Consider the following 21,166-nt stretch of genomic DNA (forward strand, 5'->3'; position numbering starts at 1 on the left):
GCGCAGGGCTTAACGGCAGCCTTCCGCTAACTGGCGGGTCAGCTCGGCGGCGGGAAGCTCCCGGCAGCCGGTCACGTTCTGGCCGGCCCACAGCGGTGAGAAATCGCCGCTGCCCCGGGCCTCGGCGGCACTGCGCAGGGGCGCGATGGCGGCGGTGGCCAGGGGGAAAGCCAGCGGGGCGTCGCTCAATGGGCCCAGCTCGCGCATCAGGCGATTGACGATGCCCCGGGCCGGGCGCCCGGAGTAGAGGTTGGTCAGGGCGGTATGGCGGGCCGCCTCGCCGGCCAGGGCGGCACGGTGCGCGGCACCGGTGGTGGCCTCGGGGCAGAGCAGGTAGGCGGTGCCCACCTGGACGGCGCTGGCGCCCAGCGCCAGGGCCGCCCGCACGCCGCGGGCATCGCCAATGCCACCGGCGGCGATCACCGGAATGTCCAGGGCCGCCACTAACTGGGGCAGCAGGGCGAAGGTGCCCAGCTGTTTCGTGAGGTCGTGATCGAGGAAGTGGCCGCGATGGCCACCGGCCTCCAGCCCCTGGGCGATCACCGCATCGACGCCCCGGGCCTGGAGCCACAGCGCCTCCTCCAGGGTGGTGGCAGTGGAAAAGACCCGGGCGCCCCAGGCCTTGACCCGGTCCAGCAGTGCCGGCTCCGGCAGCCCAAAGTGAAAGCTCACCACCGCCGGCCGATAGGCCTCCAGCACCTCGCAGGCCGCCGCATCGAAGGGGCGCCGCCCGGGGCCCGCCGGCACCGCCTCGATATCGAGCCCCAGTTCCCGATAGTAGGGCGCCAGGGCCCGGCGCCAGCGCGCCTCGGCGGCCGGGTCCGGGGCGGGTGGCACATGGCAGAAGAAGTTGACGTTGAGGGGCCCCGTCCCCTCCCGGCGATGGCGCGCCAGGGCCGCGTCCAGGGCCTGGCTATCCAGCATGGCCGCCGGCAGCGCCCCCAGGCCGCCCCCCTCGCCCACCGCCAGGGCCAGCTCGATACCCTGGGAGCCCGCCATGGGCGCCTGGAGGATCGGCACCTCGATATCCAGTCGCTTGCAGAAGTCGTTCATCCCTGTCTCCTCGTCGAGTCCAGGGAGAGCCTAGCGCGAATCCTCACGCCACCCCAGGCGACCTTGGGCGAGGACGGGTCAGTTGCGCTACCAGGGCAGTGCCTCGCCGCTGCTGTGCCAGAAGCCACCGCTGGTGCGCAGGGTGAGTTCCTCGATGCGTTGGGCGATACCGGCGGCGGCCTCTTCGGCGTCGATCAGGCCGCCGAAGTTGACCATGCGGGTCTTCACATAGCCGGGGTGGATCTGGGCCACGGCGATGCCGCGGGGCTTGAGGTCCACCGCCAGGGACTTGCCGAAGGCGTTGAGGGCCGCCTTGGAGGCGCGGTAGCCGTAGCGGCCCCCGGAGTCATTGTCGGCGATGGACCCCATGCGGCTGGTGATATTGGCGATCTTGGCGCCCTCACCCAGGTTGCCCAGCAGCGCCTCGCTGACCCGCAGCGGCGCATAGGCGTTGATCTCCATCTGTTCGCGAATCGAGTCGAAGTCGATGGTCCCCAGCGCCTCGTCCTTGAGCAGGCCGGCGTTGTTGATCAGCAGGTCCAGGCGGCGCCCCACCAGCTCCCGTTGCAGCCGGGTGACGTCTTCGGGGCGGGTCACGTCGATGCCCTCGATCAGCGTCTCGGCGATCTCGCCGAGCTCGGCGGCCGCCTCGCCGCCGCTGCGGCAGACCCCGATCACCGCCCAGCCGGCGGCGTGGTAGTGGCGGGCCAGGGCCAGGCCGACGCCGCGATTGGCGCCGGTGATCAGTACGGTGGAAGTCATCTCAACTCCGGGGTGGGAAAGTGGGCGATGCCTTAAAGGTGGGGGGCGCGGGGCGCCAGTTCAACCCGGGCGCCCCGCACTCGCGTTCCTGGCCCTTGCTCCTTGCTCCTTGCTCCTTGCTCCTTGCTCCTTGCTCCTTGCTCCTTAGCCCACGTTATAGCCCAGTACCCGCGGTAGCCAGAGGGCGATCTCGGGAAAGATCGCGACGAGCGCCAGGGCACCGGCCATGGCCGCCACGAAGAGCAGCGCCCAGCCGACGGTCTGCTCCAGGCGGATCCTGGCCACCTCGGTGGTCACCATCAGGTTCACCGCCACCGGCGGGGTGAACTGACCGATGGCGATATTCATCGCCAGCAGGATGCCGAACCACACCGGATTCCATTCGAAATGCTGCATCACCGGGATCAGCACCGGCATCAGGATCAGGTAGATGGAGATGGCGTCCAGCAGCATGCCGGCGGCCAGCACCGCCAACATGATCAGGATCAGCAGCAGCACCCCGTTGTCGGTGAGGCCGATGATCCATTCGGCCAGCCCGCGGAAAGTGCCGAGCATGGTGCCGGCCCAGGCGAAGATGCCGGCCAGGGCGATGATCAGCATCACCACCCCGGAGATCACCGCCGCCTCGCCGAACAGCGCCCAGAGGTCGCGCCAGCCGAGCTCGCGGGTCACGAAGAGGCCGATCACCACCCCATAGGCCACCGCCACCACGGCGGCCTCGGTGGGGGTGAAGAGCCCCGAGCGCAGCCCGCCGAGGATCAGCACCGGGGCGAACAGCGCCGGCAGCGCCTGCTTAAAGGTCTCCCCCACCCGCAGCCGCTCGACGCCCTGCGCCGCGTTGCCGCCCTCCCAGCCGAAGCGCTTCGCCACCAGCAGCGCCGGCACCAGCAGCGCCAGGCCGGCGAGGATGCCGGGAAAGAGCCCGGCGGCGAAGAGCGCACGCAGGTCGACCCCGGGCACCACGATGGAGTAGAGAATCAGCGCCACCGAGGGCGGGATCAGGATCGCCGTGGAGGCCGAGGCGGCGATCAGGGTCGCCGAGAAGGGTTTCGGGTAGCCCGCCTTGGTCATGCTGGGCAGCATCACCATGGCCACGGCGGCGGCATCCGCCGGCCCCGAGCCGCTCATGCCGCCCATGATCATGCACACCAGCACCGCCACCAGGGCCAGGCCGCCGTGACGGGGGCCAATCAGCGCCTGGGCGAAGCGCACCAGGCGCAGCGCCACCCCGGAACGTTCAAAGATCAGGCCGGTGAGGATAAACAGCGGGATGGCGATCAGCGGGTACTTGGCGATGCTGTTGTAGGTGTTGGTGCCCAGGGTCGCCAGCATCATCGGCGGCAGGCCGCTGAGGATGCCCACGGCCCCGGCCAGGCCCAGGGAGAAGGCCACCGGTACCCCGGCGATCAACAGGCCGGCGAAGGCCAGCAGCATCCACAGATCAGGACTCATCGTCGAGCCTCCCGCGCAGGCGGTCCCGGGTCTGCTGGGTCTGGCGGATCAGCATCGCCGCCGAGAGCAGCGGCAACCAGGCGATATACCACCACTGGGGCAGGCCGAGCCCCGGCGACAGCGACCGCCACTGGTACTCCTGCCAGGCCAGTTTGGCGCCGAACCAGGTGATCAGCCCCAGCAGCGTGACGCCACAGGCCCACTGCAGGAAGATCAGGGCCCGGCGCGGGCCCCACGGCAGGGCCCGCTCCAGCAGGCCGATACGAATATGGCCGTTACGGCGCAGCGCCACCGCGGCGCCGCCGAAGGTCAAGACCACCAGCAGGAACACCGAGAACTCCTCGGTGAAGGCCAGGGAGCCGCCACTGAGGTAGCGGGTGACCACGTTGGCCAGGCTGATCAGGGCGATGATCACCAGGGCCAGGGACGCCAGCCAGCGTTCCGGCCGCGCATCGGGGGAAGGTTTCATGACGACCTCATGCAAAAGGCCGGCCCAGGGGCCGGCCGACACTCCGGGTAGGAAAGTGCGACGCTCAGCGCGCCTCGACGGCCTGACGCGCGGCCTCCACCAGCGCCTCGCCGACCTGCGGCACCCATTCCTGGTGGACGCTCTCGGTGGCCTCGACGAAGGCCCGATACTGGGCCTCGTTCAGTTCGGTGACCTCGACGCCGCGCTCGCGGATGGCGGCCAGGCGCTCGGCCTCCTGCTCGCGGGTCATGGCGATCTCCCACTCGCCGGCATCCACCGCCGCCTCGCGCAGGATCTCGCGGTCCGCCTCGTCCAGCGACTCCCAGACCCGGCGGTTCACGGCGAAGATCAACGGATCGTTCATATAGTTCCACAGGGTCAGGTGCTCCTGGCCCACCTGGTCGATGCGCGCCACGTCGAAGACCGAGAGGGGGTTCTCCTGACCATCCACCGCGCCGGTGGTCAGCGCCGGCTGGGCATCGGTCCAGCTCATCTGGGTGGGATCGGCGCCCAGGGCGCTGAAGGTGTCCTGGAAGAGCGGCGAACCCACCACGCGGATCTTCAGGCCCTCCAGGTCCTCCGGGGCCGCGATGGCACCACGGGAATTGGAGACCTGGCGGAAGCCGTTCTCGCCCCAGGCCAGGGGCACCACGTCCCGGGACTCGATGGCCGCGAAGATTGCCTCCCCGGCCTCGCCGCCGGTGACCGCATCCACCGCCGCCTCATCGGGCAGCAGGAAGGGCAGCGAGAAGAGGTTGAGCTCCGGCACCTGGGGCGACCAGTTGATGGTGGAGCCCACGGCGGCATCGATCAGCCCGGAGCGCATGGCGGAGAACTCGCGGGTCTGGTCGCCGGCCACCAGCTGGGCATTGGGGTAAACCCGCATGGTGAGGCGCCCCTCGCTGCGCTCTTCCACCAGCTCGGCCCATTTCTCGGCGGCCTGGCCCCAGGGGAAGGCGTCGGAGAGCACGGTGGAGATGGAGAGCTCGCGGGCCTGAACCGAGAAGGCGGCGCTGAGCAGGGCGGCACCGGCCAGGCCGGCGGCGAACTTGGTGAAAGCGGAGCTGGATGACATGGCGTGTCCTTGCGAGGAAGACCGGCCGTGCTTCCCGGGCCGGTGGATTATTTTGATCACCGCCATATTGTATGGCAACTAACGTTGAAAGAAAGCGGGCGCCAGCCAGAGTCCCGCCAGCATGATGACGGTGGCTGATCTTCGATGCAGTGGCCGGGGCGGCGCCCCTCCGGCTCACTCCGACTCAGCCCAGGGCCACCAGCCAGAGTCCCGCCAGCATGATGGCGGTGCCGATCAGCTTGGCCGGGGCGGGGCGCTCCTTCAGCCAGAGGATGCCCAGCATCACCCCCAGGGGGATGGAGAGCTGACGCAGGGCGACGATATGGCTCACCGCATCGCTCTGCGCCAGGGCCACCAGCACCAGGCCATAGGTGGCGGTGATCATCAGCCCGGTCACCAGCAGGCCGAGGCGCTCCTCGGCCCAGAGCCCCGGCAGGCGACGCCGCTCGGCGGGCAGCGCGAGGAGCAGCGGCAGCGCCCAGAGCGGGGTCACCAGGGCCTGGAGCACCATAAAGACCGCCCCGGCGGCCAGCGGCGACACACCGGTCCCCACCATCAGCGCCAGGGCCTGGGCGTCGATCAGCGAGTAGCCCGCCGTGGCCAGCGCCGCCAGCAGGGCGAAACCCAGTGCCGGGGTCAGGTAACTGGCCAGCCGCGGGGCCCCGGCCAGGGGCAGGCAGAGGGCGCCGGCCAGGATCAGCCCCATGCCGAAGAGATCGCCCCCCGCCAGCTCGTGACGGCCCTGCAGCCCCACCGCCACCAGGGGCACCAGCACCACCGGCAGGGCCCGGGCCAGGGGATAGAGCACGCTCACCTCGCCCCGGGCATAGGCCCAGGCCAGGCCGCCCATGTAGAGCATCTGGCATAGCCCCGAGGCGGCCAGCCAGCCCCAGAAGCTCGCCGGCAGGCTCGCCAGGGGTGGCCCCAGCAGCAGCAGGGGGCTGAGCGCCAGGCCCCCGGCGGCGATGGCCAGGGTGAAGAAGGCCAGGGATGGCGCGCGCCGCTTGCCCAGCAGGTTCCAGCCGGCGTGCAGGCACACCGAGACCAGCACCAGGCCGAGAACGGCAGGACTCACGGCCGTTCCCCGCGGGTTCGAACCAGAGGGGCATCGCTCTCGGCCACCACCATGGCCAATATCGTGGCCAACGTCATGGCCGCTCGCCGCGGGCTCGGGTCAGAGGGGGTGTCGATCTTGGCCACCCTTACGGCCGCTCGCCGCGGGCCAGGCGGGCATCGATCTCGGCCACCACCGCCGGCAGCTCGGCGAGGGTGTCGATCATAAAGTGCGGCCGGGAGGGGGCGAACTGCGCCTCGATGCGCCCGCGACGCTCGGCCAGCTCGGCCGCGTCCAGGTCGCGATACTCGGCGTAGTCGAGCCCCAGGGCGTTACCCGAGCAGGTCAGCGCCACCGTCCACATGCCGGCGCTGCGCCCCTCGAGAATGCCCGGTGCGGTGTCGTCCACCTTGACGCAGGCGGCCACGTCGCTCACGCCCAGGGCGATCACGTTGGCCAGCGCCTGGGCCGGGTGCGGGCGGCCCTTGGGCACCTCGTCGCTGGCGACCACGTGATCGGCCATATAGCCATTGTCCCGGGCCCGGGCCACCACCTGCTCCATCACCACGGCGGGGTAGCCGGAGCAGGAGCCGATCTTCAGGCCCCGCTCGCGCAGCGCGGCGATGGCCTCGAGCGCCCCGGGAATCAACGCCGAGTGCGCGCCGATCTTGGCGATCTGCAGCGGCATAAAACGCTCGTAGAGCGCATCGACGTCGGCGTCACTGGGGGCATGCCCCACCGCCGCCTCGAAGCGCGCGGCGATGGCCGGGACATCGCAGAGGGTGCGGATATGCTCCCACTTGCCCATGCCCATGGGCCCGCGGGCCTCTTCCAGGCTGAGCGCGACGCCCAGCTCGGCGAAGGCCTCGACGAAGATCTGGGTGGGGGCGAAGGAGCCGAAGTCCACCACGGTGCCGGCCCAGTCGAGGATGGCGCACTGCAGGCGGTCGGGGGATTGATAGTGCATCGGGGTCTCTCCGGTGAATCAGGCGGCGGGACGGCAGTCATCCACGCCCAGGGTGGCCAGGGCCGCGTCCACGGCCTCCAGCAGTTGGGTAATTACGGCGGCATCGAGGCGACCGATGCTGCCGATGCGAAAGCTCTCCACCTCGGTGAGCTTGCCGGGGTAGATGATGAAGCCGCGGGCCTTGAGCTCGGCGTAGAAGCGCGGGAAGTCGAAGCCGGGATGGCCGGGGCTGAGGAAGGTGGTGATGATCGGCGACAGCCAGCGATCCTCCAGCAGGGTCACGAAGCCCCGCCGGCGCATGCCCGCCACCAGGGCGTCGCGATTGGCGGTATAGCGGGCCAGGCGCCCGGCCACCCCGCCTTCGGCGTCGTGCTCATCGAGCGCCTGGAGGAAGGCCGCCAGCACATGGGTGGGCGGCGTGTAGCGCCACTGGCCGGTGCGCTCCAGGTAGCGCCATTGATCGTGCAGGTCGAGGGAGAGCGAGTGACAGCGGCCCTCGGCGGCCGCCAGGGCATCGCGACGGGCGATCACGAAACCGAAGCCCGGTACGCCCTCGAAGCACTTGTTGGCCGACGACACCAGCGCCAGGAAGGGGGTGCGCCGGGCGTCCACCGGCACGGCGCCGAAGGCGCTCATGGAGTCGACGATCAGCTCGCGGCCCTCGGCGGCCACCGCCTCGGCGATGGCCGCCAGGGGGTTGAGGATGCCGGAGCTGGTCTCGCAGTGGATCAGCGCCACATAGCCGATGGCCGGGTTTTCCCGCAGCCGCTCGGCGACCACCTGGGGGCTGGGCGGGGCGGCGTCGCCGCTGTCGAGCACCTCGAAGGGGCGCCCCATGCGCTCGAGCAGGGCGGCCAGGCGCTTGCCGTAGGCGCCGTTGCTCAGCACCAGGGTGGGGCGCGCCGGATCGATCAGGGTGCCGAGTGCTGCCTCCACGGCGAAGGTGCCGCTGCCCTGGAGCGGCACGCAGGCATGGCTGTCCCGGGCATTGGCGTGGCCCAGCAGGCGCCGGCAGATCTCGGCGGTCATGGCGTTGAAGTCGCTATCCCAGGAGCCCCAGTCGCGCCGCATGGCGGCCTTGACGGTGGCGCTGGTGGTCAGCGGCCCCGGAGTCAGCAGGTAAGGGTCGGTCATGGCATCAAGCATTGGTCTATACCAGTGGATTCGTACAAAAAAATTTGTGTACCGGCGGGCCTAGCCCGCCTGGCGCCACTCCTGGGCGCGATTCAGCAGCAAATGGCTGAGTGCCGCCTGGGCGAGCTTGACCGCCAGGGAGGTGAAGAAGATCAGCACCGCCATGGCCGCCGCGCTGGCGAAATAGCCGGCCTCGTCCAGGTGCATCACCGCCACCGAGGCCAACCGGGTGTCGCTGGTGTAGAGGAAGACCACCGCCGAGACCGTGGTCATGGCGTTGACGAACAGGTACACCGAGATATCCAGCACCGCCGGCAGCGAGACCGGCAGGGTCACGCGGCGGAAGGTCACCCAGAAGGGCACCTTGAGGGAGGCGCCGACCGCCTCGAACTCCGGGTCGAGCTGCTTGAGGGCGGTCACCGAGGTGAGATGGCAGACGGTATAGAAGTGCACCAGGGTATTGAGCACCAGGATCGCCAGGGTGCCGTAGAGCCAGTTCAGGGGGTTGCCGGCCTGGTTGAAGAAGAAGATATAGGCCAGGCCCAGCACCATGCCCGGCACCGCCATGGGCAGCATGGCCAGGAAGTGCAGCCCCTGGCGCAGCACCCGGTAGCCATCGCTCTTCTCGATCAGCCAGGCATTGAAGAAGATCACCAGGGTGCCGATCAGCGCCACCGAGAAGGCCAGCTTCAGGGAGTTGAACCAAGACGCCCAGCCGCCGCCGGCCAGCATCTCGAAGGCATAGTGCTCGAGGGTCAGCGACAGGTCATAGGGCCAGAACTGCACCAGGGAGGCGTAGATGGCGGTGCCGATCACCAGCAGGATGGCCGCCCCCACGGCGTAGCAGAGCAACGCGAAGGTCCAGTCCCGCAGCGGGCTGGGGGTGGGCCGCCAGGGCACCGCCCGGGCGGAGAGCTGGGCCACCTGGCGGCGCTGGATCCAGCGGTCCACCACGAAGGAGGCCAGGGCCGGCAGCAGCAGGATCACGCTGACCACGGCGCCCATCTGGAAGTTCTGCTGCCCCACCACCTGACGGTAGACATCGGTGGCCAGCACGCTGAACTGGCCGCCGATGATCTTGGGCACGCCGAAGTCGGTGATCGCCAGGGTGAAGACCACGAAGGCGCAGGAGATCAGCCCATAGCGGGCCCCGGGCAGGGTGATGGTCAGGAAGCCGCGCCACTTCGGCGTGCCCAGCGCCTCGGCGGCCTCGTAGAGGCGGGCGTCGCTGGTGGAGAGCGCCGTGGTCAGGATCATCAGCGCATGGGGGAAGATCCAGAAGCACATGCCCAGGACGATGCCGATGGGGCCGTAGATGCTCTGCCCCAGCAGCGCCTCGCGGAACCAGCCCTGGTTGCCGAACAGGTAGACCAGGCTGATGGCCGGCAGCAGCGAAGGCGCCAGGATCGGCAGCACGGCCAGCATGCGGAACAGCCGCTTGCCGGGCATGCAGGTGCGGGTGATGCCGTAGGCACAGAGGAAGGCCAGGCCCACCACCAGGGCGGTACTGATCAGGGCCACCGTCAGGGAGTTGACGATGGAGCCCATCAGGGCCGGCGTCTGCACATAGCGGGCGAAGTTGGCCAGGCCGACGAAGTCGCCGGCGCGGTCCTGGAGGCTCTTGACCAGCATGCTGGCCAGCGGGAAGAGCAGCCCCACCACCAGCAGGGCCAGGGCCGCCAGCAGCGCCACCAGGCGCACCAGCGCCTCGCCGGAGAGCCACCGCGACCCGTCCATCGGAAACGCCACCCTCATGCCCGCGCCTCCCGGCCCGGATAGAGGCGCAGCGCCTCGCTGGGCAGCAGGACCCCCAGGCTCGCACCGGGCGCCAGACCCAGGGCCTCGGCATCGCGCACGGCGATATCCGCGACCAGCGCCTGTCCGGTCTCCGCCAGGGTCAGGCCGACGCGCAGGAAGGCGCCCAGGAACTCGATATGCTCGACCCGGGCCGATAGCCCCTCATTCATGGCACACAGCTTGACCGCCTCGGGGCGGATGGCCAGGCGGGCATGCTCGTCGCCGGCGCAGTCATGGGCCGGGCAATCCAGGCGACGCCGGCCCAGGCGCAGGGCATGGGCGCCGTCGGGACGCACCTCGAGGAAGTTCATGCTGCCGATGAATTCCGCCACGAAGGCGCTGGCCGGCTGGCGGTAGATCTCGGCCGGGGTGCCCACCTGCTCGATGGTGCCGTGATTCATCACCACGATGCGATCGGCCATGGCCAGGGCCTCCTCCTGGTCGTGGGTGACCATGATGGTGGTCACCCCCAGGCGCGCCTGCAGGGCCTTGATCTGGCCGCGTAGGTGCACCCGCACCCGGGCATCCAGGGCGGAGAGCGGCTCGTCGAGGAGCAGCAGGCCCGGCTCGGTGGCCAGGGCGCGGGCCAGGGCGACCCGCTGCTGCTGGCCGCCGGAGAGCGCCGCCGGGTACTTGGCCTCGCTGCCGGCCAGGTCCACCAGGGCGAGCAGCTCGGCGACCCGCTCGCGGATCCGGCCGCGGTCGTCGCGACGATTGCGCAGCCCGTAGGCCACGTTGTCGAACACCGTCAAGTTGGGGAAGAGCGCATAGGACTGGAAGACGATGCCGAAGTCCCGGGCCTGGGGCGGCAGCCGCGAGATATCGCGGCCGCGCTGCACGATGCGCCCGGCACTCTGCGGCGCCAGGCCGGCGATGGCCCGCAGCAGGGTGGTCTTGCCGCAGCCGGAGGGGCCCAGGAAGCAGACGAATTCGCCCTCGCGGATGGCCAGGTCGACCCCGCCCAGGGCGGTGAACGGGCCGAAACGCTTGGTCAGTCCGCGGATCTCGAGATGGAGTCCCGCTTCGGCCACGGCGGCCCGGTCGGTGCCGGCCGCGGGAGACAGGGGGGCGGTCAGGGTAGGCATGGGATAACTCCTGGCCCCGGCGCCGCGCGCCGGGGCATTGACGACGGGACTTACTGGCTGTCGGACTTGCCGTCGTAGCGGCGCTGCCACTCCTCGAGCAGGCGGTCGCGATGATTGGCCGCCCAGGCGAAGTCGGCGTCGATCATGCGCTCGGCAATATCCTCGGGATAGTTGTCGATGGGCTGGGCCACGCCGGGGTAGGCGACGACCGCATAACCCTCGTTATAGAGCTCGTTGGCCTGCCGGGAGGCGGCCCAGTCGAGCAGGGTCTCGGCGGCCTCGCGGTTGTCGCCGCCCTCGATGATGGCCGCGGCCTCCATGTCCCAGCCCAGCCCCTCCTCGGGGAAGACCACCTCGATGGGGGCACCCTGGGACTCGAGGCGCGCGCCGCGGAAGGCGAAGGAGACCCCCACCACCGCCTCGCCGGAGGCGGCCAGGTTGCAGGGTGCCGAGCCGGAGTGGGTGTAGCGGGCGATATTGTCGTGGAGGCGGTCCATGTAGTCCCAGGCGCCCTCCTCGCCCCACAGCTGCATCCAGCTGGCCACGTTCAGGTAGCCGGTGCCGGAGGAGCTGGGGTTGGGCATGATCACCTGGCCCCGGTATTCGGGACGGGTCAGGTCCTCCCAGGAGGTGGGCATGGGCACGCCCTGGCGCTCGCCCTCGATGGTGTTGTAGCAGATGGCCGCCACCCAGGCGTCCATGCCCACCCAGGCCGGGTCCTGGCCATTGCGGGCCGCCGGGTCGACGAACTTGGGATCCAGCGCCTCGACACCCTCGGGAGCATAGCGGGAGAGCAGCCCCTCCTCCTCCAGCACCAGCAGGCTGGTGGCGGCCAGGCCCCAGACCACGTCGGCCTGGGGGTTGTCCTTCTCGGCCAGCAGGCGCGCGGTGATCACCCCGGTGGAGTCGCGCACCCAGTTGATCTCGATCTCCGGGTGCGCCTCGTTGAAGCGCTCGGCGTACTTCTGGAGGTCGTCGGACTCCACGGCGGTATAGACGGTCAGCTCGGTGGCGGCCTGGGCACCGGTGGTCATGGCCAGGGCGACGGCGCCGCCGAGCAGGGAACGGGTAAACAGTGACATGGTGGCTCTCCGGGTCGGTTGAGTGACAACGACTGCTGATCTGGTATAGACCAGAAGTCTGGCGACCCCGGATGACAAGCCGGTGACGGTTAGTTGAAGGCTCGATGAAGGCTAAATGACCTTGCCGTTGCGGGTATTCACGAGCGGAGGCCGTGGAACGCCAGGCGGCGCCACCCTATGCCTTGCCGTCCAGCTCCACGGTGATGCACAGGGCATCATGGAGCCAGTGCTCCTCGTCGTACTCCACCGGGCGGCGGCGTTCATCGAAGATGGCGCGGCGCACGCTGAGCCCGGCGCTGCCGGCGGCCACCCCCAGCTCGGCGGCCTCGCGCTCCGGCAGGGCCTCGGAGTAGAGGCGCAGGGAGCGGTGCGCCAGGCTCAGGCCCCAGCGGCTGCGCAGTTGGCCCCACAGGGAGTGGGAGGCGTAGTCACCCTCCAGCAGGCCCGGGGCGCGCTCCGGCACCACCCATAGCGACTCCGCCAGCACGGCGCGGTCGTCGACAAAGCGGCGCCGACGAATATGAAAGAGCGGCTGGTCGGCGGGCAGGCCCAGGGCCTCGGCGGCAGGAGGATGGGGCCGGGTGTCGGTCAGCAGCACCTCGGTACGCGGGCGGCGCCCCTGGGCGCGCACATAGTCGTTGAAGCCGGCGTCCCGGGTCGGGTCATAGTCGAGGCGCGCCGGCGAGACGAACCAGCCGCGGCGATTGCTGCGGTGGATGCGCCCCTCCCCCTCCAGTTGGGCCAGGGCCTGACGCAGGGTGACCCGGGTGGTCCGGAAACGCTCCGCCAGGGTGCGCTCGGCGGGCAGGCGCCCCTCCACGCAGGCGTCGGGATCGCCGAGCAGCTCGCGCAGGCGATCGGTAAGGCGCAGATAGTAAGCGTCGCTCATGCCAGGCTCCCAGTCGGATGCGGGTGATGGCGGCGGTCGACGAAGAGGCTGTTGCCGGGGCGGCGCTTGGCCTGGGCCTTGAGCTCGGAGAGCTCGGCGGCCAACTGGGGCGGCGCCAGCGCCTCCCCCGCCGCCACCGGTCGCGCCGCCAGCGACAGGCTGACCAGCGGATGGAAGACCGACTCGCCCCGGCGATTCTCGCACACCAGGCCGCCGGCGGCGCGGTGTTCGGGGCGATAGAAGTCGGGCACCAGGGCGGCGAAATCGGCGAGGATCGCCTCGCAGGTGGCCCGCCAGTCGTCGCCTCCCAGCAGCAGCATGAAGTCGTCGCCGCCCACATGGCCGAGGAAGTCATCGGCATCGCCCAGGCGCGCCAGCAGCAGCCGCGATAGCGACAGGATCATCCGGTCCCCCTCGGCATAGCCGTAGCCGTCATTGTAGGCCTTGAAGTGATCCATATCGGCGAAGACCGCCACCAGGGCCCGTCCCTGGCTCAATCGCTCGGCGAGGGTCTCCTGGATCAGGATATTGCCCGGCAGGCCGGTCAGGGGGTTGGCGTTGCGCGCCTGGCGCACCTGGATGGCGGTGATCTCCCGCAGCAGGTCGATGATATTGCCCATGCCCCGATAGCGGCCCTCGTCGTCGACGATCACGAAGTCCTCCTGCTGCAGGCCACGGACATCGGTGACGCGCTGACTCAGGGCCTCCAGGGGCGTCTCCTGGGTCACGCCGAGCCACTGGCGGTCGGCGATCTCGCCCACCTTGCTGCGGGAATGCAGGGCATGGCTATAGGGGTTGGTAAAGAGGGTCAGGAACTCGTGGCGGCGCACCACCGCCAGTGGCCTCCCCTCCTCCACCACCGGCACGCAGCGCAGCGCCGGCTGGGCGCGGAAGCGCTCGGCCAGGGTCAACACCGGCAGCGACGGGGCGACCGGCGCCACATGCTCGACGATGGCGCTGGCGCGGCGCCGCGGCGAACGGGCCGACAGGCCATGGCTGGGCAGCAGCGGCGACACCCGGCGGGGCGGCTCGGCACTGGGCCGGGCGAAATAGTAGCCCTGCAGCAGCACCAGGCCGCGGTCCAGCTCCCACAGGCAGCGCTGCTCCTCGGCGGTCTCGACGCCCTCGGCGATCAGCTGGCAGCCCAGGCTGCGCGCCACGTCCAGCAGCGAGCGCAGGAACTCGCGCTTGTCCGCCGAGGCATCGATGCCGGCCACGAAGTGGCGATCCAGCTTGACCATGTCCGGGCGCAGCTCCGCCCAGTGACGCAGGCTGGAGTGCCCCGCGCCCAGGTCGTCCAGGGCCACCCGGAAGCCCATCTCCCGGTAGTGATCCATGGCCTGGCGCATCGCCTGGTAGTCGGCGATGGGCAGGTGCTCGGTGAGCTCGATCACCACCCGCTCCGGCGCCAGGCCGGCCGCCTCCAGGTAGGCCAGGGTCAGGCCCTCGCGGAAGTCGCGCTCCAGCAGGGTGGAGGGCATCACATTGAGGAACAGCTTGCCTTCCAGCCCCAGGGCCACGAAGCGTTCGATGGCCAGGCGCCGACACAGCAGGTCGAGTTCCACCAGGCGCCCGGCCTGCATGGCGATCTCGAAGAGCCGCTGGGGCGAATGCAGCGGCGACTGCTCCGGGCCGCGAATCAAGGCCTCGTAGCCGTGGATGCAGCGCCGTCCCATATCGACGATGGGCTGGAAGTAAGGGGTCAGTTGCTCCCCGGCGATGATCGCCTCCAGCAGGTGTCGCTCGCTCGATGTCATGCCCGCACTCGTTGCCATGGAAAACCACAAGGATGCGGCAAGGCGATGGCAAAACCATGACAAACAAGGGGTTAGTGTAGGCTAGCCGGTCAGGGCCAGGGGGGTGCGCCAGTCGAGCCGCGGCCAGCCCTCGGCGCGGGCCACCTCGGCCAGCACCGGGTCGGGGTTGACCGCCACGGGGCGATCCACCCGGCTGAGCAGCGGCAGGTCGTTATGGGAGTCGGAATAGAAGCTGAGGTGGCTGGCGACGACGTCCTGCTCCGCCAGCCAGGCCTCCAGTCGGGTCACCTTGCCGCCGCGATAGGAGAGCACCCCGGTGGTGGCGCCGGTATAGCGACCGCCGTCCATCGCCGGCTCCACGGCGATCACCTCCGCGATGCCGAGTGCCGCCGCCACCGGCGCCACCAGATGCCGCGACGAGGCGGAGACCATCAGCAGCCGGTCGCCCCGGGCGCGATGCTCCGCCACCCGGGCACGCCCCTGGGCGAACAGCCGGGGCGCGATACGCGCCTCAACGAAGGCCGCCACCTCGGCGCGCACTTCCTCCTCACGGCGCCCGGCCAGGGGCGACAGGGTCAGGGCCAGGTACTCCTCCAGGCGGAGACGGCCGGCATGATAGGCGGCATGCATGACCTGGGTGCGCATCAGGAACTCCCCCGGCGCGGCGATCCAGCCACGCTCGATCATCCAGGCGTTCCACAGCTCGCTGCAGTCGCCGTCCAGCAGGGTATCGTCGAGGTCGAAGAGGGCGAGGCGCATGGCATCCTCCAATGGCCCGGGTGTCAGTGAGGGCCGTAGCCTGCGCCATCCTTATGACAAGGGCGTGACGCCTCCCCCCGACATGCCGGCGTCACCTTCCTGCCCCAGGCTGGGGGCCTCGTCCATCCACCAAGGAGCCTTGCCATGCCTTACGCCCCGGAACTGATCGACACCCTCAAGCAGGCCGCCCGGGCGGCCGGCGAGCTGCTGCGCGAGGGCTACCAAGGTGGCGGCCCCATCGCACTCGAGCACAAGGGCCCCTCCGACTTCGTGACCCACTACGACAAGGCCGCCGAGCAGGCCATTATCGAGACCATTCGCCAGGCCCACCCCGAGGTGGGCTTCCTCGGCGAGGAGACGGGGGCGAGCCCCGGCGAGGGCGGGAATCTCACGGTGATTATCGACCCCCTGGACGGCACCAATAACTTCCTGCACCGGCTGCCCCACTTCTCGGTCTCCATTGCCGTGCGCGAGGGCGACGCCCTGACCCAGGGGGTGGTCTATCAGCCACTGCTGGACGAGATGCTCTGGGCGGTGCGCGGCCGAGGCGCCTTCCTGAATGAGCGGCCCGTCGCCTTGCCCCCCGCGCGGCCGCTGACCGAAATGCTGCTGGCCACCTGTCTGCCCTACCACGCCAAGGGCGACTGCGCGACCAGCCTGGCCCAGCTCAACGCCCTGATGCCACGGGTGGCGGGCATCCGCGTCCCCGGCTCGGCGGCCCTCGAGGTCGCCTATGTGGCCCTGGGCCGGGTCGACGGCTTCTTCTCCCAGGGCGCCAGGCTCGATCTGTGGGATATCGCCGCCGGCATCGTCATCGCCCGGGAGGCGGGCTGCGCGGTCAGCGACCTGGCCGGCGAGGCCGATCCCACCGAGTGGCATAGCCTGCTGGTGGCCCACCCGGAGCGCCACGGCGAGCTGCGCCGGCTGCTGATCGGAGCGCCCTGAAGCCCCGCCGTCATCCGGCATCAGGTAATGGGAAGCGCGCCTCGAAGGCCGCCACGACCCGGCTCAGGTCATCGGGCAGCCGGGCCAGGGTCTCCCGGCGCAGCGCCTCGGGCAGGCCGCCATGGAAGGCCTCGGCCATGGCGCCGGCCATGCAGGCCTGGGTATCGGCGTCGCCGCCCAATGAGATGGCATTGCGGATGGCCGCCTCAACGTCATCGGCCTCCAGGAAGGCGAGGATCGCCGGGGGCACCGAGCCCTGGCAGGAGACGTCGAAGCGATAGCCGGGGCGGATCTCGTCCAGGGAGCGGGAGAGGTCATAGCCGAAGCGCCCCTCCACCTCGTCGCGCAGGCTCGCCTTGTCGGCGCCCTGGCGCGCCAGGAAGATCACCGCCGCCACCGCCTGGGCGCCACGAATCCCCTCGGGGTGATCATGGGTCACCTCGGCGCTCGCCCTGGCCAGGCGTAGCGCCTCCTCCAGGCTCCGGGCGGCGAAACCCACCGGCGGCACCCGCATGGCCGAGCCGTTGCCCCAGCTGTAGTAGGGCCGCCGCTCCCGGGCCGCCGCTCCCGGGCCGCCGCCCAGCGCATAAAGCCGCCGCCGAAGCCGGCATCCGGGTAGCGGTGGAAGTAGTCGTGGTAGGCATCGACGAAGTCGCCGCCGTGCAGCAGCACCTCCGCCACCGCCACGCAGAGCACGCTGTCGTCGGTAAAGGTGCTATGCGGCGTGAAGAGCGGAAAATTCCGGTGCTTGGTGCCGGCCCCTTCATGCACCGAGCCGATGATATCGCCCGCGATGGCGCCAAGCATGATGACCTCCCGTGATATCGATCACTCCTCATAGGGCTCGCTGGAGCGCGGAGCGTCAGGCACCTGCTCGTCCAGGGACTGGCGATACCGGATGCAGCCCCGCAGGAACTCTGGCCATTCCGGCACCACCGGCAGCGGATCCGTCTTCTCCGGCAGCAGGCCCCAGAGCGCCGGATGATGCCAGCAGAGGTCATGACCGCTGCAGTTCCGATGCTCACGGATCGCCTGGCGCAGTTTCTTGACCTCATCCTGCAGTTGCTCGCGCGTCATCCCGCTCAGGTCTTCGTCCATATCCGCCTCCCGGTAGCCTCTAACCCCATCACCATAAGCCTAGTGGATGGCGACCCAACGGCCCGGGGCACCAGGGGGCCGATAAAGGCCCCCACCAGCCCCAGGCCGGCCCCTCGTCCACTCGCGAATGGAATACCCTGTGTGAGGTGTGATGGGGGGAGGATGGTCATAATCACCCCGGCTTATATGCAAGCCGGGAGTGAGAAGGAAGGACTGCTTTCGGCCAAGAGCGGGCGCTCAGAATACGCTCATATAACGTGAATTTCACCGGCGAGCTTCAGCGAGTCCGTTGGAATGCCTTGTTCTGCGGCGGCATGTGCACTTACTGTTTCTCCTCCTCATCGAATAAAGAGCCAAAAGTATTGTCATCGCTAGACTCTGGGTCGTCAAGTGCCAGGTAATTCGAGTTCTGACACTCAATCATATGGCCGAAGTTGACTATACGACGATTGTTCTGATCGGTATTTCGATAGTCCAATTGCGGTTCATTCCCACCGAGCCGACCGGTTGCGACATTAAAGACTTTTTTCAGATGCCACCCATGGGGCCGTGGATCGTCTAAGTCGAATCCTTTGTATCTCAGTACCTGGGCCGGTTTTATCGTGAAATCGATCACACAGGTAGATCGAATGTCATTTTCTCGTGCGATGCGCCGTATCTGAAGAACTGGATGTGCCCCGGCTTGCGAATTGTGATAGAGATCTCCACTTCGTTCGAGAGCGCGCTGCCAATAGTCCATGATTCGGTTCGCCGTCTCCGCAGTCCCTGCGATATTGACAGCTGCCATGGCGTATTTAGAACTCGCAATGAACACCGTATCCCTGTTTGCCTGCTGCCATTCATCAAGCGGACCGAGTATCTCGTACGTCAACCATGCATGGTCTTCTACGTGTTGATATTCATGCGCACGTAGGTGATTCATGAAGGCCTGCGCGTCCGGCTCCGGGAATACCCTCACCTTCAAATTTCTAGAGGACAAAAAGCACTGCTTGTAGCTTTCATCAGTCAGCCATTTGTGACAATCTTGGGATATCGACGTCCGATTATGTATGTACAGCGACTGGATAAAAGACCAAAGCTGCACCCCCTTGTTGCTAGTCTCACACTCCCAGTACCGCCCATTTTGAGGTGGCGGGATGAGGTGGATTTCCCATTCGATGTTGTGTTTGGCCTCTTCTGTCATTATCCCTCTCCATTCGTACCCCTTCGGTAGATTTCCCTGCGAGTCTTGTTTAATCTCAATCTTGGGCGTACTTAGAACCGGAGATTGGCCGCCGCCACCGAACCGCCCCCCCGTGCGAAACGCCTGTTGTCCGTTGTAGTAAGGAATGGTGATGCCAAAGTCCAGTGTAGCGTCACTCACGAGGCTACTCGCTGGATCGGTGAGGTCGTATATGGGTTGATTGCACATGTAAAGATCCAACATAGTGGAGGCTCCCAGGAGATTGTTAAGCCGCAGAACGTTGCCAACAGCGGCCGAGCGAAGCGAGGTCCAGCGCACGAAGTGCGCGAAGCTGCTTGGCCTTGTTAGCCAATTTCATTGGTCAAGATACCCCTTCAACCTTGTTATTAATGCCGGTATAGCTTCTGGATGAGACAAATAGTCGTCTATTGGCATTAATTTCCAATGCTGTCCTTCGTTGCCAAAGGAAATAGAATCGATTTCGCACTGCTCGCCTTGGGCTACAAAAAAGAAGGAGCTCCCTTTATTGCTGTGACTCGGAACTTTCTTTTTATATACAAATCTCGAAACGGGTAAGATAATGGAGAACTCTTCCTGTAACTCTCGCAATACGCACTCTTCTGGTGACTCGAATCCTTCTCGGCCGCCGCCGGGGAAATCCCACAGGCCTGGGAACGGTATATCTGGAAAATTATCACGTTTATAAACTAACAACTGACCATTGAATATGTAGGCAAGTTTACATCCAGAAAAATCCTCACTCATCAGGTTATCTCCTATCATCGTACAGCTAACGAGGCTGTAGAAAAACCCGATTCTGAGCCATTCCCACCGCCTGTGTTCTGAATTCTTGTGCCGAGCACCAAACGAACGATTATCTTGACCACGGAGCCTAACTGACCATTTTGGCTCTTTGGTGATGTCAAAGCGCTCATCACCAGTTTTTAGCAGCCATTTTCAGGCCTACCAGCCCCTATATCACTTGCCTAATCGACCATAATTGGCGAGCTTCTCGATGTTGTGTATCAGGCAGTATAGCTGCCATTGCCCCTGGACCTTTTTCCGGCCTCTCAGGCTAAATCGGTCAAGTCCCTTGTTCGTACCAATGTTGCCAAACACCGGCTCCACCACCGACATTCGGTGGCTATAGACCTCTTTACCATACTGACTGTCCACCCGGTGTTTCATCCAATCAGTGTAGCTAGGCAAGCCTTTATTCTCGATGGTGAATGATACCTGCCGACCCGCTCCGTTGCGGTGGTCCGCCGAGGCAGGGTTCTGCATGCATTGATGTTTCTTCGGGCAGTGACGGCACTGCAGCAATCGGCCCTCGAAGTGAGCTCGGTTCTTTCCATTCTCGGCCTCCCGCTGGCCCCGGTAGGTAAGGGACTCACCGGCCGGACAAATGCAGGTCATCGTCACCGGATCGAACTGGAATTCACTGGCCGGCATGATCGACTTCCGGCTGGAGGGCCGGCTGTCCTGATGACGTTTCCCGTATTTGGCTTTCTGGGCGCTGAATTTGGGGTCGCGGCTACGAAACCGGTTATCGGGAATGTAGCCATTGATCTGCTGTTCGTGCAGATAGCGCATGTTGGCTTCGTTGGCGAAGCCGGTATCCGCGGTCACCACGGTGCCGTCCCGGTAGATGTTAGGGCTGATGCCCAGCCGTCGGTAACGCTGCACGATGCTGTCCAGTACCGGCCTGAGCGTATGGTGCTCCTGGCCTTCGCCAAAGGCCTGGGCATCAATGATGATCTGGTGTTTCTTGTCGACTGCCGCTACCCCATTATAGCCTTGGATCGTGCCTTTCCCGGTCGTCATCTTGGCACTTTCGTTGTCGGTGAGGTTGCTCTTCACCTCATGGATGCGCTTGCCCTTCCCCTGCCGGGGGCGCTGCGTATTCAGGAACCGGTCTACCTTGGTCATGGCTCTGTCGAGGGAGAGGATCATCTTGGCATGGCGGATATCCCGTGCCATCTCTGCCTCGGTCTCCGCCTTGTCGCGCTGGAAGTGCTCCTCCAGATGGTGGCGAATCAAGCGGCGCAGCTTGTCACGTTTCTCGCCGAGTTCCTTGAAGGTGCCAGACCACTCCTTGGCTGCATTGGACGACATCTTGCACCCGTCGATGGCGAAGAGTTCGTTGCCCAGCAGGCCCTGCTCGTGGCAGACCAGCAGAACCTGCTCGAACAGGGCTTCGATCTCATCCGCGTGACCGCTGACGAATCGGGCGAGCGTGGTGAAATGCGGCACGGTATCGCAGGACAGCGCCTTGAACAGGATATTGGTCTCGCAACACCACTGCATTTCCCGGCTGGAGGTGATGCCCTTGGAATAGGCGAACAGGATGATCTTGAGCAGGATCGCCGGATCGTAGGCACAACGACCGGTGGCGTCGTTGCAGTAGCTGGGATGGAACATCGATAGGTCCAGCTTGTGTTCGATCAGGTAGTGCACCGCATGCTCAAACGTGCCTGGTTGCAGCTGTTCCAGGTAGTTGATGGCGACCAGAGCGTGCTGATCGTAGTCATAGGGCTTGAACCTGGGCATGCCGGCGGCTCTCCGTTGCCTTTTCCTCATCCTACCGGGCGTGGACAGGGTTTTG

21 protein-coding genes are annotated in these 21,166 nt (G+C 67.2%); 1 reads left to right on the plus strand and 20 read right to left on the minus strand.

What is annotated here, in order from left to right; all coding sequences use genetic code 11:
• Positions 1 to 9 precede the first annotated feature (9 nt).
• The 14 genes from ACZ5EF_RS17225 to ACZ5EF_RS17290 form a co-directional block, all read right to left on the minus strand.
• A complete protein-coding gene (locus tag ACZ5EF_RS17225) occupies positions 10 to 1,053 on the minus strand; it encodes an NAD(P)H-dependent flavin oxidoreductase (protein ID WP_346061391.1) in 1,044 nt (347 codons plus the stop codon).
• 87 nt (positions 1,054 to 1,140) lie between these two features.
• Entirely contained in the window at positions 1,141 to 1,815 is a 675-nt protein-coding gene (locus tag ACZ5EF_RS17230) for an SDR family oxidoreductase (protein ID WP_346061390.1), read from the minus strand.
• Between the two features lie 144 nt (positions 1,816 to 1,959).
• Entirely contained in the window at positions 1,960 to 3,267 is a 1,308-nt protein-coding gene (locus ACZ5EF_RS17235; protein ID WP_346061389.1) for a TRAP transporter large permease, read from the minus strand.
• Positions 3,257 to 3,736 (minus strand): TRAP transporter small permease, encoded by a 480-nt coding sequence (locus tag ACZ5EF_RS17240; RefSeq protein ID WP_346061388.1) that lies wholly within the window; start codon positions 3,734 to 3,736, stop codon positions 3,257 to 3,259. Before ACZ5EF_RS17240 ends, ACZ5EF_RS17235 begins: the two co-directional genes overlap by 11 nt.
• Positions 3,737 to 3,800: 64 nt before the next feature.
• Positions 3,801 to 4,811, minus strand: a complete 1,011-nt coding sequence (locus ACZ5EF_RS17245) for a DctP family TRAP transporter solute-binding subunit (protein ID WP_346061387.1) — start codon at positions 4,809 to 4,811, stop codon at positions 3,801 to 3,803.
• Positions 4,812 to 4,995: 184 nt separating this feature from the next.
• A complete protein-coding gene (locus tag ACZ5EF_RS17250) occupies positions 4,996 to 5,886 on the minus strand; it encodes an EamA family transporter (protein WP_346061386.1) in 891 nt (296 codons plus the stop codon).
• A gap of 127 nt (positions 5,887 to 6,013) precedes the next feature.
• Positions 6,014 to 6,832: a phosphonoacetaldehyde hydrolase gene (gene phnX, locus ACZ5EF_RS17255; RefSeq protein WP_346061385.1), complete on the minus strand. Its 819-nt coding sequence runs from the start codon at positions 6,830 to 6,832 to the stop codon at positions 6,014 to 6,016.
• A gap of 18 nt (positions 6,833 to 6,850) precedes the next feature.
• Positions 6,851 to 7,966, minus strand: coding sequence for a 2-aminoethylphosphonate--pyruvate transaminase (locus tag ACZ5EF_RS17260; RefSeq protein WP_346061384.1), 1,116 nt, complete (start codon positions 7,964 to 7,966; stop codon positions 6,851 to 6,853).
• A gap of 60 nt (positions 7,967 to 8,026) precedes the next feature.
• On the minus strand, positions 8,027 to 9,721 hold the full coding sequence (locus tag ACZ5EF_RS17265; protein ID WP_346061383.1) for a putative 2-aminoethylphosphonate ABC transporter permease subunit: 1,695 nt from the start codon (positions 9,719 to 9,721) through the stop codon (positions 8,027 to 8,029).
• Positions 9,718 to 10,848, minus strand: a complete 1,131-nt coding sequence (locus ACZ5EF_RS17270; RefSeq protein ID WP_346061382.1) for a putative 2-aminoethylphosphonate ABC transporter ATP-binding protein — start codon at positions 10,846 to 10,848, stop codon at positions 9,718 to 9,720. Before ACZ5EF_RS17270 ends, ACZ5EF_RS17265 begins: the two co-directional genes overlap by 4 nt.
• Positions 10,849 to 10,898: 50 nt before the next feature.
• Complete coding sequence (locus ACZ5EF_RS17275; protein WP_346061381.1) at positions 10,899 to 11,930, minus strand: putative 2-aminoethylphosphonate ABC transporter substrate-binding protein; 1,032 nt, start codon at positions 11,928 to 11,930, stop codon at positions 10,899 to 10,901.
• 175 nt (positions 11,931 to 12,105) lie between these two features.
• Entirely contained in the window at positions 12,106 to 12,819 is a 714-nt protein-coding gene (locus tag ACZ5EF_RS17280) for a UTRA domain-containing protein (protein ID WP_346061380.1), read from the minus strand.
• Positions 12,816 to 14,576, minus strand: coding sequence for a GGDEF domain-containing protein (locus tag ACZ5EF_RS17285; protein WP_346061379.1), 1,761 nt, complete (start codon positions 14,574 to 14,576; stop codon positions 12,816 to 12,818). Before ACZ5EF_RS17285 ends, ACZ5EF_RS17280 begins: the two co-directional genes overlap by 4 nt.
• 81 nt (positions 14,577 to 14,657) lie before the next feature.
• On the minus strand, positions 14,658 to 15,335 hold the full coding sequence (locus ACZ5EF_RS17290; RefSeq protein WP_346061378.1) for an HAD family hydrolase: 678 nt from the start codon (positions 15,333 to 15,335) through the stop codon (positions 14,658 to 14,660).
• Between the two features lie 144 nt (positions 15,336 to 15,479).
• Here ACZ5EF_RS17290 and ACZ5EF_RS17295 point away from each other — a divergent pair, with 144 nt between their 5' ends.
• The gene (locus ACZ5EF_RS17295; RefSeq protein WP_346061377.1) at positions 15,480 to 16,280 is read left to right on the plus strand and encodes an inositol monophosphatase family protein; all 801 of its coding nucleotides are present in this window, start codon (positions 15,480 to 15,482) and stop codon (positions 16,278 to 16,280) included.
• 10 nt (positions 16,281 to 16,290) lie between these two features.
• Here the strand turns inward: ACZ5EF_RS17295 and ACZ5EF_RS17300 are convergent, their stop codons facing one another.
• The 6 genes from ACZ5EF_RS17300 to ACZ5EF_RS17325 all read right to left on the minus strand — a co-directional run bounded on the left by ACZ5EF_RS17300 (position 16,291) and on the right by ACZ5EF_RS17325 (position 21,111).
• Complete coding sequence (locus ACZ5EF_RS17300) at positions 16,291 to 16,794, minus strand: ADP-ribosylglycohydrolase family protein (protein ID WP_346061376.1); 504 nt, start codon at positions 16,792 to 16,794, stop codon at positions 16,291 to 16,293.
• On the minus strand, positions 16,716 to 17,087 hold the full coding sequence (locus ACZ5EF_RS17305) for a hypothetical protein (protein ID WP_346061375.1): 372 nt from the start codon (positions 17,085 to 17,087) through the stop codon (positions 16,716 to 16,718). Before ACZ5EF_RS17305 ends, ACZ5EF_RS17300 begins: the two co-directional genes overlap by 79 nt.
• Before the next feature lie 21 nt (positions 17,088 to 17,108).
• Entirely contained in the window at positions 17,109 to 17,378 is a 270-nt protein-coding gene (locus ACZ5EF_RS17310) for a hypothetical protein (RefSeq protein WP_346061374.1), read from the minus strand.
• 322 nt (positions 17,379 to 17,700) lie between these two features.
• Positions 17,701 to 18,741, minus strand: coding sequence for a hypothetical protein (locus ACZ5EF_RS17315; protein ID WP_346061373.1), 1,041 nt, complete (start codon positions 18,739 to 18,741; stop codon positions 17,701 to 17,703).
• A 174-nt stretch (positions 18,742 to 18,915) separates the two neighbouring features.
• Complete coding sequence (locus ACZ5EF_RS17320) at positions 18,916 to 19,326, minus strand: NUDIX hydrolase (protein WP_346061372.1); 411 nt, start codon at positions 19,324 to 19,326, stop codon at positions 18,916 to 18,918.
• 213 nt (positions 19,327 to 19,539) lie between these two features.
• Entirely contained in the window at positions 19,540 to 21,111 is a 1,572-nt protein-coding gene (locus tag ACZ5EF_RS17325) for an IS1182 family transposase (RefSeq protein ID WP_464122463.1), read from the minus strand.
• Between the last annotated feature and the right edge of the window lie 55 nt (positions 21,112 to 21,166).

Source organism: Bisbaumannia salifodinae, assembly GCF_055388505.1.